The sequence below is a fragment of the Streptococcus sp. k-378 genome, from assembly GCF_013277505.1.
Classification (GTDB): Bacteria; Bacillota; Bacilli; order Lactobacillales; family Streptococcaceae; genus Streptococcus; species Streptococcus pseudopneumoniae.
Window position 1 is genome coordinate 1 of the sequence record NZ_VMNC01000003.1, and the last position, 15,148, is coordinate 15,148.

Here is a 15,148-nt window from a genome sequence, read left to right on the forward strand (position 1 = left end):
CGACATGCCCGTCGTACCAAAAATAGCCCTTCGGATAAAATCCGAGGGGCTAGAAACGTTGTTAAATCAACGGCCGAACTTTTGAATTTCAAGGTTCGGGATAAAATAGTTTACTGAACTACTTTATTTTTTCAAGTTGTAGAATGATTTCAATCCACGGTATTCTGCTACTTCACCAAGTTGGTCTTCGATGCGAAGCAATTGGTTGTATTTAGCGATACGGTCTGTACGTGAAAGTGAACCAGTCTTGATTTGTCCTGCGTTAGTTGCAACTGCGATGTCAGCGATTGTTGAATCTTCAGTTTCACCTGAACGGTGTGATACAACGGCAGTGTAACCAGCTTCTTTAGCCATTTCGATAGCTTCAAAAGTTTCAGTAAGAGTACCGATTTGGTTAACTTTGATAAGGATTGAGTTAGCAGCACCTTCTTGGATACCACGTGCAAGGTAGTCAGTGTTTGTTACGAAGAAGTCGTCACCAACAAGTTGTACTTTCTTACCAAGACGTTCAGTAAGAGCTTTCCAACCATCCCAGTCGTTTTCATCCATACCATCTTCAATAGTGATGATTGGGTATTTGTTAACCAATTCTTCAAGGTAGTCGATTTGTTCTGCAGATGTACGAACAGCAGCACCTTCACCTTCAAATTTAGTGTAGTCGTAAACTTTACGTTCTTTATCGTAGAATTCTGATGAAGCACAGTCAAATCCGATAAATACGTCTTTACCTGGTACATATCCAGCAGCTTCAATCGCAGCAAGGATAGTTTCAACACCATCTTCAGTTCCTTCGAAACGAGGAGCGAACCCACCTTCGTCACCTACGGCAGTTTCCAAACCACGTGATTTAAGGATTTTCTTAAGAGCGTGGAAGATTTCAGCACCGTAACGAAGGGCTTCTTTAAATGTTGGCGCACCAACTGGCAAGATCATGAACTCTTGGAAAGCGATTGGAGCGTCAGAGTGAGAACCACCGTTGATGATGTTCATCATTGGAGTTGGAAGAACTTTAGTGTTGAATCCACCAAGGTAGCTGTAAAGTGGGATTTCAAGGTAGTCAGCAGCAGCACGAGCTACAGCGATAGACACACCAAGGATTGCGTTTGCACCCAATTTACCTTTGTTAGGAGTACCGTCAAGAGCGATCATAGCACGGTCGATAGCTTGTTGATCACGTACATCGTAGCCAATGATAGCTTCAGCAATGATGTTGTTTACGTTGTCAACAGCTTTTTGTGTACCAAGACCACCGTAACGAGATTTGTCACCGTCGCGAAGTTCAACTGCTTCGTGTTCACCAGTAGAAGCTCCTGATGGAACCATACCACGTCCGAAAGCACCTGATTCAGTGTAAACTTCTACTTCAAGTGTTGGGTTACCGCGTGAGTCTAGGACTTCGCGAGCGTAAACATCAGTAATAATTGACATTTTTTACTCTCCTTATGAGTTAAATTTTTTACACCTCTATAATACCTTAAAACCCCTTCTTTTTCAAGAAAAAACGTTATCTTTGTGCAACTTTTCCTTAACTTTATAAAGTAATCGCTTTCTTTTGTCTGTTTTATTCTAACTTTTATGATATACTGTTTTCATGACAGATTTATCAAAACAATTACTTGAACAAGCTCATGGTGGAGCAAAATTAAATCCGGATGAGCAAAGACGCTATCTTGGTACTTTTGAGGAAAGAGTTCTTGGATATGCAGATATTGATACAGCAAATAGCCCTCAGTTAGAAAAAGGATTTTTATCTATTTTAGAAAACCTTCAGGAAAAAGCAGAGCCACTATTTGTGAAGATTTCACCAACTATCGAATTTGACAAGCAAGTTTTCTACTTAAAAGAAGCAAAAGAAACTGATAGTCAAGCTACCATAGTATCTGAAGAGCATATTACTTCTCCCTTCGGTCTGGTTATCCATAGCAATGCACCCGTTCAAGTAGAAGAAAAGGATCTTCGACTTGCTTTTCCAAAACTTTGGGAAGTTAAAAAGGAAGAACCTGCCAAAACATCCTTATGGAAAAAATGGTTTGGCTAAATATTGCGCATAGTTAATAAGTGCCCAATATTGGCAGCCGTGTGCTCCAGATAGAGACTGGCATTTTTCAAACTATCTTCCAAAGGTTCATTTTTCTCCAAAATAGAAAAGGTGGCTTGGATATTTTCAAATGGTAAGGGAGGTAAATCTTCAGCAAGACTACCGCAAATAGCAATAACAGGAACTCCGACAGGGGTTCTTTTTGCAACACCTATAGGCGCTTTCCCAGCAAAGCTTTGACTGTCCAGTCTACCTTCTCCAACAATCACCAAGTCAGCATCTGAAACTTTCTTATCAAAGTTGATTAAGTTCAAGCAGGTATCAATTCCCGACACGATATTTTCCTGAGCAAAGGCACACAAACCACCAGCAAGGCCTCCACCAGCTCCTGATCCTTTAATTTGCAATATTGCAGGTGAGACTTTTTCATAAAAGTCTTGGATTGCTTGATCTAGGACTGGAAACATAGTAAGATTTAGGCCTTTTTGCTTGCCAAAAGTGTAAGTCGCACCTTGATGACCACATAAGGGACTCACGACATCTGATAAAATATGAATTTGAACACCTTCAGGAATTTTATAGCGATTTTCTGTTGAAACAGAAGCTAAGTTTAATAAGGATTGACCGGAAGCAGGCAAGACATTTCCGTCCCTATCATAAAATTGATAACCTAAACCAGCAGCAATCCCCAGTCCTCCATCATTACTGGCCGTACCACCAACGCCAATATAGATTTCTTTAATCCCTTGATCGATGAGGTGGCGAATCAACTCTCCAATACCACAAGTTTGGATTTGCAGTGGCTTTCGTTGCTCTAGCGGAATTTTTCCAAGGCCAACCAAATCAGCAACTTCGAATAGGGCTAGTTGTTCGTTTTGAAAATAGCGCATGGCTTCTTTTTGACCAAAAGGTCCTGTCACTTTGATCCATTTTTCTTCAAGGTCAAGAGAATGTCTAATAGCATTTACAGTACCTTCCCCACCATCACCAACAGGGCAGAGGAGACACTCTACATCTGCTATCGATTGTTGGAAGCCTCTTTTTATTGTTTCAGCTACCTGTTGAGCTGTCAAGCTTTCCTTAAATGAATCTGGTGCAATTACAATCTTCATATTTTCCCTCATTCTAAACAGTCAATCAAAGGAAGAACTTCTAAAAAATCCCTCTTGTCAACATGATGTGGTATTTCCTGTTTCAGCACTTCTTTGGCACAAAAGGCGATTCCCAGTCCTGATGACTTCAACATTAATAGGTCATTGGCCCCATCACCGATTGCAACTGTTCTTTCTCTAGGAAGTTTGAGTTCCTCTCTCCATTTTTCCAGAATCTCTTTTTTGACCTCAGGACTTATAATTTGTCCAACTAATTTTCCTGTTAGAAGACCATCTTTGACTTCAAGCTGGTTGGCAGTGAAATAGGCAATACCAAGGGATTTTGCTAATCTCTCCAACTATTGGTGTAAATCCACCAGACACCAGAGCAACTAGGATGCCATTCTTTTGGAGAATAGAGATGAACTCTGGGACATTTAGCGATAGATGATTTGAGTTGAAGACGTTATCAAAGACCAAAATAGGAAGACCTTCCAACAAGGACACTCTTTTTCTTAAACTGCTTTCAAAGACCAACTCTCCTCGCATTGCCCGACTTGTAAGCTGCGCAATTTCCGCCTCACGATCTGCCTCTCTTCCCAACAAATCAATCACTTCTTCTAGGATTAAGGTTCCATCTACATCCATAACACACAAGCCTTTTACTTGAGACATTAGTTCTCCTCTCTAAACAGCCCAAAAATCGTATGAAGTCATCATACGATTTTATCTATTAATTAACTAAACTATGGTACAAGTCAAGGTATGACTTGCAGGCTGTATCCCATGAGAAATCACACTCCATAGCTTGTTTTTGTAGGTTTCTCCAAACGTCAGGATGATTTCTATACAAGTCCAAAGCTGTTTGGAAAGTCCAATTTAACCAATAAGGTGATAGATTGTCAAAGCTAAAGCCAGTACCGCTTCCTTCGATTGGATTAAATGCTTTAACGGTATCTCGCAAGCCTCCAACTTCATGGACCAATGGCAAGGTTCCGTAACGCATAGCCATCATTTGAGACAAGCCACATGGTTCAAAACGACTTGGCATGAGGAAGAGGTCACAAGCAGCGTAGATTTCTTGAGCAAGTTTGACATCAAAAGTGATATTTGCTGATAGCTTGTCTGGGTATATCTGAGCAAACCATGAGAAAGCTCCTTCAAAGCCTGGATCTCCAGTTCCCAAAAGAACAATCTGAACATCATTTTGCAAGATATGGTGAAGACTTTCGACCACCACATCAAAACCTTTTTGACGTGTCAAACGAGAAACAATTCCCACCAGTGGAACGTCAGCTCTAACTGGCAAGCCAACTCTTTCTTGCAATTTTGCCTTGTTTTTGGCTTTCCCAGACAAATCTTCCTGATTGAAATGATAGTCTAAAAGAGCATCCGTCTGAGGATTATAAAGATCAGCATCAATCCCATTCACGATACCAGATACTTTACCAGACTCCATTCTAAGAATCTGATCCAAGTTACATCCGAATTTACTGGTCATAATTTCCTGAGCATAACTAGGTGAGACGGTTGAAACACGATCCGCATAGAGAATACCTGCCTTCATCCAGTTCAGACAGTTGTTCCAGCGAAGGGTACCGTCAGCATAACGTTCAAAGCCAACTCCAAACAAGTCCCATAACATTCCTTCTGAAAATTGTCCTTGGAATTCCAAATTATGAATGGTTAAAACAGTTTTTATTCCTTGATAGGCTTGAATCCAACGGTATTTTTCCTTTAACAAGAAAGGAATCATGGCTGTATGGTAATCATGAACATGGAGAAGGTCAGGAATAAAGTCAATCCTTTCCATAGCCTCAATGGCAGCAAGTTGGAAAAAGGCAAAGCGCTCTCCGTCGTCAAAATCACCGTAAACATGACCACGGAAGAAATAATATTGGCTGTCAACAAAGTAGAAGGTTACACCATTTAATACTGTTTTCTTAATTCCACAATACTGTCTGCGCCAACCGACGCTCACCTCAAAATGAAGAACATCTTCAATCTGATTTCCAAATTTAGCCTCTACCATGTCATAGTAGGGTAAAATCACTGCAACTTCATGTCCCGCTTTTACAAGTGATTTAGGAAGAGCGCCAATGACGTCTCCCAAACCACCTGTTTTTGAAAAGGGTGCACCCTCTGCTGCTACAAATAAAATTTTCATGAATGAATATCCTCTGTTACTTTGCTACCTTTCTTAACGACAACTGGATGTTCTGCAGTTCCTCGAATCACAACACCAGGCTCAACTTCAACACCCTTGTCCAAGATAGCATATTCTACCTGAGCTCCTTCTCCAATCACAACACGAGGGAAGAGTAGGCTATCTTTAACCAGGCTATCCTTATGGATATGAATATTACGTGATAGAACAGAATTAGCCACTTGACCTTCAATGATACTACCAGACGCAAACTGAGAAGTACTTACCTTAGATGTATTAGCATAGTAAGTTGGTTCTTCGTTCTTAACCTTTGTATAAATCTTTTGGTTTGGTGAGAAGAGAGAATAGAATTTCTGTGATTCAAGCATATCTTTATTAGCTTGGTAATAAGACTCTACAGAGTGAATATTGGCTAGGTAGCCTGTGTACTCGTAGGCGAAAGCTCCCTCTTTTGCAGCCAAATCACGTAAAACATAACGCAATTTCTCTGGATGTTCTTTTTTAGCTTCTTCTTCCAAGCGTTCAATCAACCACGGTGTATCAACGACAAAGATATCTGTAGACATATTGAACGTTTCAGCTGTTGACTTGCTATCAAAGAGTTTATGAGAAAGAACATGGTCTGTTTCATCCACTTCTAAGATTGCATTTACTTCTGAAATATCTTTCTTAGCTAGTTTTTTATAAACTACAGTGATAGGCCCTTTTGTTGTACTATGTAGATGGAAAACTTGGTTCAAATCAATGTTAATCAAGACATCGCAGTTGAGGGCAACCGTTTGGTTTGATCCAGAGCGTTTTAAATAAGTAAGAAGCTGTTGGTAGTATTCTTTTCCTACTGTGCTACTCTCCACACGAGTATTGTAAATACCTAGATAATAGTGACTGAGAAGGGTTGATAAGCCCCACTCGCGTCCTGAACGGATATGGTCAAAGACTGAGCTGATATTATCCTGCTGGAAAATACCAAAGACACTACGAACACCTGCATTAGCAAGACTAGAAAGCGGGAAGTCAATCAAACGATATTTCCCACCAAATGGCAAACTTGCTACTGGACGGTGGTCCGTCAATGTCGACATATCATGAAAACCAACTGTATTTCCTAAAATGGCAGAATATTTATCAATCTTCATCTGTTGCTACCCCCACTACTTCATTATATCCTACAACTTGTACTTCATCTGTTCCATCAATTTCGACACCGTCAGAAATAATCGCACCTTCACCAATAATGGCACGTTTAATCTTAGCTCCTTGACCAATGATAGCTCCACTCATGATAACTGAATCAACAACTTCCGCTCCTTCGCGAACTTGCGCGCCTGTTGAAAGGATAGAATGTTTAACAGTTCCATCAACGAAACATCCGTCTACAACTAATGAGTCTTCCACATCAGCATTTGCTCCGAGGAAGTTTGGTGGTGAAATCAAGTTTCTTGAGTAAATCTTCCATTGACGGTTACGACTATCCAAGGCATTCTCTGGAGAAATGTACTCCATGTTCGCTTCCCAAAGAGACTCAATCGTACCAACATCTTTCCAGTAACCGCTAAATTCGTAAGCATAAACACTTTCACCTGACTCAAGGTAATTTGGAATGACATTTTTACCAAAATCTGACATATCTACATTGCTCTTTTCAGCAGCAACGAGCATATTGCGGAGACGTTGCCAATCAAAGATGTAAATACCCATAGAAGCCTTTGTAGATTTAGGTTGAGCTGGTTTTTCTTCAAATTCAACAATGCGATTATTGGCATCTGTGTTCATAATACCAAAACGGCTAGCTTCCTTTAGGGGAACATCAAGAACTGCGACTGTCAAACTAGCATTATTATCCTTGTGAGACTGGAGCATATCATCATAATCCATTTTGTAGATATGGTCCCCAGACAGAATCAAGACATACTCAGGATTGACACTGTCGATATAGTCGATATTTTGGTAAATAGCATGACTAGTCCCTTCGAACCAACGATTTCCTTCACTTGCAGAATAAGGTTGAAGAATAGAGACACCAGAATTGATACCGTCTAGTCCCCAGCTTGAACCATTCCCAATATGGTTATTGAGAGCAAGAGGTTGGTACTGTGTAATGACTCCAACATTGTGAATCCCTGAGTTGGCACAGTTTGAAAGAGCAAAGTCAATGATACGGTAGCGCCCACCAAATTGCACAGCTGGTTTTGCGATGCTTTGAGTGAGTTTACCGAGACGAGTTCCTTGCCCACCAGCAAGAATCAAAGCTAACATTTCATTCTTCATTTTCTACTCCTTTTTGGTTTTTACTTGTGACGGTTTTTGCAGATTTCAAGCGGCGTTTGATTTTCCAAACACTTGCTCCCATAGCCGGTAGGGTAAAGGTCAAGGTCTGCTCATAATCTTTCCATAGTCCTTCTTGCGTTTGAACAGTTTGATTATGTTCTTTCCAAACGCCTCCCCACTCTTCTAACTCAGTATTCCAGACTTCTTCATAAATCCCTGCAACAGGCAGACCGATTGTAAAATCTTTTCGTTCAACAGGTGCCATATTAAAGACGCAGACTAGCATGTCGCCCTTCTTACCCTTACGGATGAAGGAAAGAACACTCTGGTCTCGATTATCCGCATCAATGATTTCAATACCATCATAGCTGGTATCGATTTCCCACAGACAGCGATGATCTTTGTAAAACTGGTTTAGCTGAGAAGTGAAATACTTCATCTTAGCATTCATAGGGTCTTCTAGATTAGACCATTCCAACTGCTCTTCAGATCTCCATTCTAGGAATTGGCCGTATTCACTACCCATGAAGAGCAATTTCTTACCAGGGTGACAAATTTGGTACGTATAGAGATTGCGCAAGCCTGCGAATTGATTATAGCGATCTCCCCACATCTTGTGCATCATACTCTTCTTGCCATGAACAACTTCATCGTGTGAGAATGGTAGGAGATAATTCTCCTTGAAGACATACATAAAGCTGAAAGTCACTAGGTTAAAGTCGTATGTACGATAAATCGGATCTTCTTCATAGAAACGGAGAATATCATTCATCCAGCCCATATTCCATTTGTAGTCAAAGCCAAGACCATCTGAATCCTTTGTATCAGTAATCTGAGTAGCTGATGAACTTTCCTCAGCTATCATCATCACATCTGGATGAGCTAGTTTAATGACATCATTCAAGCGTTGAAGGAAATAATATCCTTCATAGTTGAGATTACCGCCATCTTTATTCGGTGTCCATGGGGCATCATCGTAATCTAGATAGAGCATGTTGCTAACCGCATCCACACGAATACCGTCCAAATGGTAAAAGTCAATCCAAAACTTAATGCTAGAAATCAAGAAGGACTGGACTTCATTCTTCCCAAGGTCGAAATTGAGTGCTCCCCAACCATAGTTATGAGCCTTATTATGGTCCTGATACTCAAAAGTCGGTGTCCCATCGTAATAGGCTAAGGCATCATCATTAATAGTGAAGTGACCAGGTACCCAGTCCACAATAATCCCAATATTGTTTAAGTGACATTCCTCAACAAAATCTTGAAACTCTTCAGGACGACCATAGGCATGCTCTAAAGCAAAGTAACCCATAAGCTGATAGCCCCAACTCAAACCGAGAGGGTGAGACATCAAGGGCATAAACTCAATGTGAGTATAGTTCATCTCAACTAGGTAAGGAATGAGTTCATCTTTCAATTGAGCAAAACTATAGGGACTACCGTCTGGATTTCTCTTCCAAGAGCCAGCATGAACCTCGTAAATATTGACAGGACGCTCTTCAAAGCTTAAGCGTTTTCTACGGGCTAGCCAGAGTCTATCCTTCCATTTTTTCTCTGGAATCTCTGTTAAAATCGCTCCAGTACCAGGTCGTGCCTCATACCGTACAGCCAAAGGATCAATCTTCATAAGCTGATGACCATTTGCACGTGTGATATGGTACTTGTAAATTTGGCCTTCTTGAGCAAAACTGGTAAAGACTTCCCAGACTCCAAATTCATTCCGTTCCATCGGAATTTGATTTTCAACCCAATTGGTGAAATCCCCTACCAAGTGAACTGCCTGAGCATTGGGTGCCCAAACTCGGAAAGTATAGCCAGACTCACCATCTTTTTCTTCCCTATGCGCTCCCAGATAATGCTGGAGGTGAAAATTCTCACCTGTCATAAAGGTGCGCAATGCTTCTCTTCTATCCATATACTCCCTTTCTGCTGTAAGCGTTTTCTGTGTTTTTATTATACTACTTTTTTAGAGAAGATTCAAGTAAATTACTATACTTCTTTAAAATTATTTTGAAAATCTACAAAAAGTTCACTTAGTTGTTCAATTGTAAATTAATATTTTTTCAAAAAAATTGCGAAAATGCATTTCTTTTTCTACTACAATACCAAAAAGTTCGTATTTTTTCTATGATTATTATTATTTTATAGCAAAAAAATAAAACCAGGAAAACAATTTCCTGATTTTACACGTTTGATGAAAATATATATCAAATTTTCTATACGAGTGAGTTATCAACTAAGTTCTTTCTATTCGTTCACTTCCAATGATCTGTTAGAATAGCGAGATAGATGGTCTTTATAAAACACTCAAGACAGCTAGACTAATATCATCTAACACATTGTCTTCTTTTGAGCGACTGTTGGTTACCAACATAGCTAAATTTCCTGCATTTTCAAATGGATAGGGTTCTGATTTAGCATTCACAACAACCAAGAGGTGTTCTTTCCCATGAACTTCATAGATAAGGCAGCCGCTATGTTCAATCGCAGAATGCACAAAGACATGATGGTAAATTTCATCATAGCTAGAGTAAGAAAAGGCATCAGTTTTTGTCTTCAATCGGATGACTTGACGAATAAATTCAATACTGTCTTGACGCTCATTAATCGAGTCCCAGTTCACTTGGTTCACACTGTCTGGAGCATTATAGCTATTCATAGCACGCTCTCTATCATCATGGGTCAACTCACCATTTTCACCAGTCGCAACTAGTTTGGTCCGACCAAATTCTTGACCGATTTCCATAAAGGCCATCCCTTGCATGAGTAGGTTCATAGCTGTGGCTGTCTCAACCTTACGCATGATTTGTTCTGAACTTTGGTCTGGATGAAGAGTTGCCAATAAATCGTGAAGATTGTAATTGTCATGGGCTTCCACATAGTTAAGTACTTGATTTGGATGTGTATAGGTTCCTAATTCACGACTGCCTAGGATTGCTTTAGCAAGAATTGGCTCTGTCGCAGCACCGCTGACAAAACCTGACTTGATAGCACCATAAACTTCTCCACCTTTGACAGCATCACGCTGATTGTCATTAAAGAAACCAATATTTGGCATTTCGTAGGCGTTGTCTTTCTTAGCCTTATCATAAGGTGCAAGACCTGTTCCCATGTCCCAACCTTCTCCATAGAGGATAATGTTAGGGTCGATTTCATCTAAGCTTTGACGAATCATCTGCATAGTCTTGACATCATGAATCCCCATTAAGTCAAAACGGAAGCCGTCAATATTGTATTCCTGAACCCAGTATAGAAGAGAATCAATCATATACTTGCGGAACATTTCGTGTTCACTGGCTGTTTCATTTCCAACGCCTGTTCCATTCTGGAAGGTACCGTCTGGATTCATACGATAATAGTAATCAGGGACAGTTGTTTGGAAAGGTGCATCAACAACTGAGAAGGTATGGTTATAGACCACATCCATAATAACACCAATACCCGCATCGTGGTAAGCTTGAACCATGGTCTTCAAATCACGAATAACCTGAGCTGGGTCGTCTGGATTAGTTGAAAAACTAGTTTCTGGCGCGTTATAGTTTTGTGGGTCATAACCCCAGTTGTAGGTTACATTCCCATCCTCATCGTATTCTTTGTGACGGTCTGCAATTGGTTGCAACTGAACATAATTGTAGCCCAGCTTCTTGATGTAATCAAAAGCAGTTGCTTGGCCGTACTGGTTAACTGTTCCAGTCTGTGCAGCACCTAAGAAAGTTCCTCGAAGATGTTCATCCACACCTGAGGTCGGTGATTTGGTCAAATCACGAATGTGCATTTCACAAATAACTGCCTTACATGGATTTGCCAAGCGCCAAGTAGCCTCTGAACCGTGCTTGACCTCGAAGTTTGCAACTTGCTTTTCTTCATGGCTCAGGATAGCTGAACGTTTGCCATCAGGACTGGTCGCGATGGTATAGGGATCGCGTGTCACTGTTTGGTGGTGAGGGAATTGGACTTGATACTGATAAGCCTTACCAGTCAAATCTTCCTCAACATCCAAACTCCAGACACCGATTGTATTGTCCTTGTGATTATAAGAGTAGCTATTGCCTCTCTCCATCTCAAAGGTCTTCCAAACAGGAGCATCATTAGCAGCTGATTCATAAACGACAACCTGCACTTCTGTCGCTGTTGGAGCCCAGAGAGCAAAACGAGCCTGATTGTCCTCTACACGGCAACCCAATTCCCCTTGGTAGCCCCAGTGGTGGTCGAAACTAGCGCTATTGATAGCCTTGTCAAAAGCAAAAGGATTTTGATTTTTATAGAAAGGACTTGCAATTGCAGGATTTTCAGAATAATAAATTCTATCATCGCCTTCCAAAATCCAGACCTCTGTTAAGAGGGGATAGTGATTAAAACGGATAGCATATTCTTTACTAGTTTGGCCTGTGTGAACCACAAAATTCAAGCTTTCTAAGGGATGAGCACTTGGGTGTTCAAAGCTAAATAAGGCTCCAAAATAATCTTCTTGGTAAGTTAGTAAATCAATTCGTTGATCCTTACTCTTTACAAAAGAGCAAGTGTCGTATTCACCATTCTTGCGATGGTAATGAATGCGCATAGGGTAGTTATACATTTTTATTTTTCCTTTTTACTTTTTAATTCGTTTCTATTTCACTAATAAATTCTTGACTAATCTCGTCTCGATTGACAAAAAATTCGATGTGATGATGGCAGACTTGAAGTTCAACTGGGGTATCTCCTCCATATTCCCCATCTAGGTTCAGCATAAATCGTTCTTGGTCATCTAAAACTTCTAAACGTAGTTTGCTAGTTTTAAGGTATTCGATATTGACGTCTGAGACATGCTGACCACCATTAATGGCCTGTATCAATAAGCCCAACATATCAAATAGCTTGTCTGTCTTGACCAAAATCAGAGTAAAATTACCATCGTCTAACTTGGTATCAGGCGCTAACTGCTCAAACCCTCCAATGGAATTGGTCAAGGCAACAAAAATCAAGGACACCTCTCCTTCAAAGACCCCCTGATCGTGTGTGATTCTCACTGGACGAACCTTGGTCTTAGGAAACATTTCAATGCCTTTAGCAACATAGGCAAAATAACCAAGACGCGTCTTGACTTCACTTGGAACACTGTAAGTCAATTCGGTTAAGGTTCCAGCAGCGGCAATATTAATAAAATATTTGTCGCCAAAAGCTCGTCCAATATCCATATGAATGGTCTCATTTTTAGCAATAATCTGAGCAGCCGCAACAGGATCACCCATTGGAATTTTTAGGGCACGCGCATAATCATTAGTCGTACCTGTTGGGATGATAGCAAGCCGAGGTCTCTTATCGAGCGAGGCAACCCCATTGACTACCTCATTAATTGTTCCATCACCACCTGCAGCAATAATCAAATCAAAACCAGCTTTGGCTGCTCTCTCAGCTTCTTTTTGTGCCGAAAGAGGTTCTGGAGTCGTTTGAAAGGCACTGGTTTCATAGCCAATATTTTCCAAAACATCCAGCACTTCTGCTATATTTTTCTTGATAATTTCCTGCCCTGAGGTTGGGTTATAAATTAAACGCGCACGTTTTCTTTCTTCTGTCATTGTTACAAACTTTCTAGCCAAGTTTCATCTCGAACTTCGATGCCAAGTTCTTGTGCTTTTTGCAGTTTACTTCCAGCATCTGCTCCTGCAACGACGAGGTCGGTCTTTTTAGAAACACTGCCTGTCACTTTGGCACCTAGACTTTCGAGTTTACTTTTAGCTTCTGAGCGCTTGAGTCGTTCCAATTTTCCGGTCAATACCACTGTCAAACCTGACAAGGCTGCGTCTGCTACTACAGTCTGACCTTTATAGTCCAGATTAACCCCAGCTTCTTTCAATTCTCTGAGGAGAATTTCAGAGCCTTCTGTCGCAAAGTAAGTCTGAAGACTCTTGGAAATCACGCCACCTAAACTTTCAATACTAGCCACTTCCTCTGGATCTGCCTGAGCCAGATTTTCAATCGAGAGAAAATGTTGAAGTAAAAGCTGACTGGCCTTACTGCCGACATGGCGAATTCCCAAACCAAACAAGAGTTTCTCAGCTGAGTTTTCCTTAGATGCTTGGATGGCCTGATACAGTTTAGTAGCAGACTTTTCCTTAACCCCCTCTAAAAGGAGAAAATCTTCCTCTTTCAAACGATAAATATCCGCCACGTCCTTAACCAAATTGGCAGCAAAGAGTTTTTCAACTACTGATGGACCAAGGCCTGTAATATTCATGGCATCTCGAGAGGCAAAGTGGATCAAACCTTCCATGATTTGGGCAGGGCAACGTGGATTGATACAACGGAGAGCCACTTCATCTTCAAAATGCAACAAATCAGAGTCACAACTTGGGCAGTTTGTAGGGATATCTAGTTTCTCTTCAGAAATCCGTTTGGACTCTACCACACGTAAAACGGCAGGAATGATATCTCCAGCCTTATAAACGATAACCGTATCGTCTTTGCGGATCTCTTTTTCAGCAATATAATCCACATTGTGTAGGGTAGCACGACTAACAGTTGTACCAGCAAGCTGAACAGGTGTCAGATTGGCAGTCGGAGTTACAACACCCGTACGGCCAACTGTCCAATCAACTGATAAGAGTTGAGCTTCTTTTTCTTCAGCTGGGAACTTGTAAGCCACTGCCCACTTTGGAGCCTTAACAGTAAAGCCGAGTTCTTCTTGGCTTGCTAGGTCATTGATCTTGATTACAACTCCATCAATATCATAAAGCAGATTTTCCCGTTCCTGTCCTACTTCTTGAATAAAATCCCAGATTTCATCTATGTTTTCAGCCAAGATTCGCTTAGGATTGACCACAAAACCTAGTTGTTCTAGGTGCTTCAAAACCTTTTCTTGACTATCACGAGTTGAAGGGCTGGCTTCTTGATAAAGGAAAGTGGCAAGATTACGCTTGGCAACTACTGCTGTATCCAGCTGACGCAGTGTTCCTGCCGCTGCATTACGAGGATTAGCAAATTCGGGCTCTCCATTTTCTTGGCGAGCTTGGTTAACCTGGTCAAAAGAAGCGCGTGGCATATAACATTCCCCACGAACTGTGATATCTAGTTCTTCTGGCAAGGTCAAAGGAATGTCCTTAACACGTTTGAGATTTTCTGTTATATTTTCACCAATAGAACCATCTCCACGCGTTGCCCCAGCAACTAAAATCCCCTTTTCATAAGTCAGCGAGATAGACAAGCCATCGATTTTCAGCTCACAAATATAGGTTGGGTGGGCCACTTCCTTACGAACACGCACATCAAAAGCTTCAAGCTCCTCACGTGAAAAAGCATCCTGCAAACTATAAAGAGGATACTGATGACTGTATTTTTCAAAACCATCTAAGACTTTGCCACCAACACGATGGGTCGGACTGTCTGCTAGCACTTGATCTGGATAGGCAGTTTCTAACTCAACCAACTCTCGGTAAAGGCGATCATACTCACTGTCTGAAACCGAGGGATTATCGCTGGTATAGTACTCAGCCGCATAGCGATTGAGCAAGGCGACTAACTCATTCATTCTTTTATTCATAAAACCATTTTACCATAAAACAAGCCCTCCTCACAAACGAGAAGGGCGGAAAAAACACTTAG

The 15,148-nt window shown here is 41.0% G+C and carries 12 protein-coding genes; 1 reads left to right on the plus strand and 11 read right to left on the minus strand.

All coding sequences use genetic code 11. From position 1 onward, the window contains the following. Positions 1-123 precede the first annotated feature (123 nt). Positions 124-1,428 carry a surface-displayed alpha-enolase gene (gene eno / locus HT719_RS00100; RefSeq protein ID WP_000022813.1) on the minus strand — a complete coding sequence of 435 codons (1,305 nt, stop codon included), beginning with the start codon at positions 1,426-1,428 and terminating at the stop codon, positions 124-126. A 163-nt stretch (positions 1,429-1,591) separates the two neighbouring features. Here eno and HT719_RS00105 point away from each other — a divergent pair, with 163 nt between their 5' ends. Then, a complete protein-coding gene (locus tag HT719_RS00105) occupies positions 1,592-2,038 on the plus strand; it encodes a DUF1694 domain-containing protein (protein ID WP_172927843.1) in 447 nt (148 codons plus the stop codon). Here the strand turns inward: HT719_RS00105 and HT719_RS00110 are convergent. The 10 genes from HT719_RS00110 to ligA form a co-directional block, all read right to left on the minus strand. Then, positions 2,035-3,150, minus strand: coding sequence for a glycerate kinase (locus tag HT719_RS00110; protein WP_172927844.1), 1,116 nt, complete (start codon positions 3,148-3,150; stop codon positions 2,035-2,037). The genes HT719_RS00105 and HT719_RS00110 overlap by 4 nt on opposite strands. Before the next feature lie 8 nt (positions 3,151-3,158). After that, positions 3,159-3,488: an HAD-IB family phosphatase gene (locus tag HT719_RS11365; RefSeq protein WP_240156534.1), complete on the minus strand. Its 330-nt coding sequence runs from the start codon at positions 3,486-3,488 to the stop codon at positions 3,159-3,161. Beyond that, positions 3,433-3,804: an HAD-IB family phosphatase gene (locus tag HT719_RS11370; RefSeq protein ID WP_171039143.1), complete on the minus strand. Its 372-nt coding sequence runs from the start codon at positions 3,802-3,804 to the stop codon at positions 3,433-3,435. Before HT719_RS11370 ends, HT719_RS11365 begins: the two co-directional genes overlap by 56 nt. Positions 3,805-3,862: 58 nt before the next feature. Then, positions 3,863-5,296, minus strand: a complete 1,434-nt coding sequence (gene glgA, locus HT719_RS00120) for a glycogen synthase GlgA (protein WP_172927846.1) — start codon at positions 5,294-5,296, stop codon at positions 3,863-3,865. Continuing rightward, complete coding sequence (glgD, locus tag HT719_RS00125) at positions 5,293-6,432, minus strand: glucose-1-phosphate adenylyltransferase subunit GlgD (protein WP_000687036.1); 1,140 nt, start codon at positions 6,430-6,432, stop codon at positions 5,293-5,295. Before glgD ends, glgA begins: the two co-directional genes overlap by 4 nt. Beyond that, entirely contained in the window at positions 6,422-7,564 is a 1,143-nt protein-coding gene (locus HT719_RS00130) for a glucose-1-phosphate adenylyltransferase (RefSeq protein WP_000787253.1), read from the minus strand. Before HT719_RS00130 ends, glgD begins: the two co-directional genes overlap by 11 nt. Next, entirely contained in the window at positions 7,554-9,482 is a 1,929-nt protein-coding gene (glgB, locus tag HT719_RS00135; protein ID WP_050261564.1) for a 1,4-alpha-glucan branching protein GlgB, read from the minus strand. The genes HT719_RS00130 and glgB overlap by 11 nt, the downstream gene beginning before the upstream one ends. Before the next feature lie 381 nt (positions 9,483-9,863). Further along, the gene (pulA, locus tag HT719_RS00140; RefSeq protein WP_138703537.1) at positions 9,864-12,143 is read right to left on the minus strand and encodes a type I pullulanase; all 2,280 of its coding nucleotides are present in this window, start codon (positions 12,141-12,143) and stop codon (positions 9,864-9,866) included. A gap of 22 nt (positions 12,144-12,165) precedes the next feature. Continuing rightward, the gene (locus HT719_RS00145; RefSeq protein ID WP_138703536.1) at positions 12,166-13,125 is read right to left on the minus strand and encodes a diacylglycerol kinase family lipid kinase; all 960 of its coding nucleotides are present in this window, start codon (positions 13,123-13,125) and stop codon (positions 12,166-12,168) included. A 2-nt stretch (positions 13,126-13,127) separates the two neighbouring features. Further along, positions 13,128-15,086 (minus strand): NAD-dependent DNA ligase LigA, encoded by a 1,959-nt coding sequence (gene ligA, locus HT719_RS00150; RefSeq protein WP_172927847.1) that lies wholly within the window; start codon positions 15,084-15,086, stop codon positions 13,128-13,130. Between the last annotated feature and the right edge of the window lie 62 nt (positions 15,087-15,148).

Coding starts and splice junctions, on each gene's coding strand:
- glgD (WP_000687036.1), bottom strand. CDS start 6,432: ATGAAGATTGATAAATATTCTGCCATTTTAGGAAATACAGTTGGTTTT.
- eno (WP_000022813.1), bottom strand. CDS start 1,428: ATGTCAATTATTACTGATGTTTACGCTCGCGAAGTCCTAGACTCACGC.
- HT719_RS00105 (WP_172927843.1), top strand. CDS start 1,592: ATGACAGATTTATCAAAACAATTACTTGAACAAGCTCATGGTGGAGCA.
- HT719_RS00110 (WP_172927844.1), bottom strand. CDS start 3,150: ATGAAGATTGTAATTGCACCAGATTCATTTAAGGAAAGCTTGACAGCT.
- HT719_RS00145 (WP_138703536.1), bottom strand. CDS start 13,125: ATGACAGAAGAAAGAAAACGTGCGCGTTTAATTTATAACCCAACCTCA.
- glgA (WP_172927846.1), bottom strand. CDS start 5,296: ATGAAAATTTTATTTGTAGCAGCAGAGGGTGCACCCTTTTCAAAAACA.
- glgB (WP_050261564.1), bottom strand. CDS start 9,482: ATGGATAGAAGAGAAGCATTGCGCACCTTTATGACAGGTGAGAATTTT.
- HT719_RS11370 (WP_171039143.1), bottom strand. CDS start 3,804: ATGTCTCAAGTAAAAGGCTTGTGTGTTATGGATGTAGATGGAACCTTA.
- HT719_RS00130 (WP_000787253.1), bottom strand. CDS start 7,564: ATGAAGAATGAAATGTTAGCTTTGATTCTTGCTGGTGGGCAAGGAACT.
- ligA (WP_172927847.1), bottom strand. CDS start 15,086: ATGAATAAAAGAATGAATGAGTTAGTCGCCTTGCTCAATCGCTATGCG.
- pulA (WP_138703537.1), bottom strand. CDS start 12,143: ATGTATAACTACCCTATGCGCATTCATTACCATCGCAAGAATGGTGAA.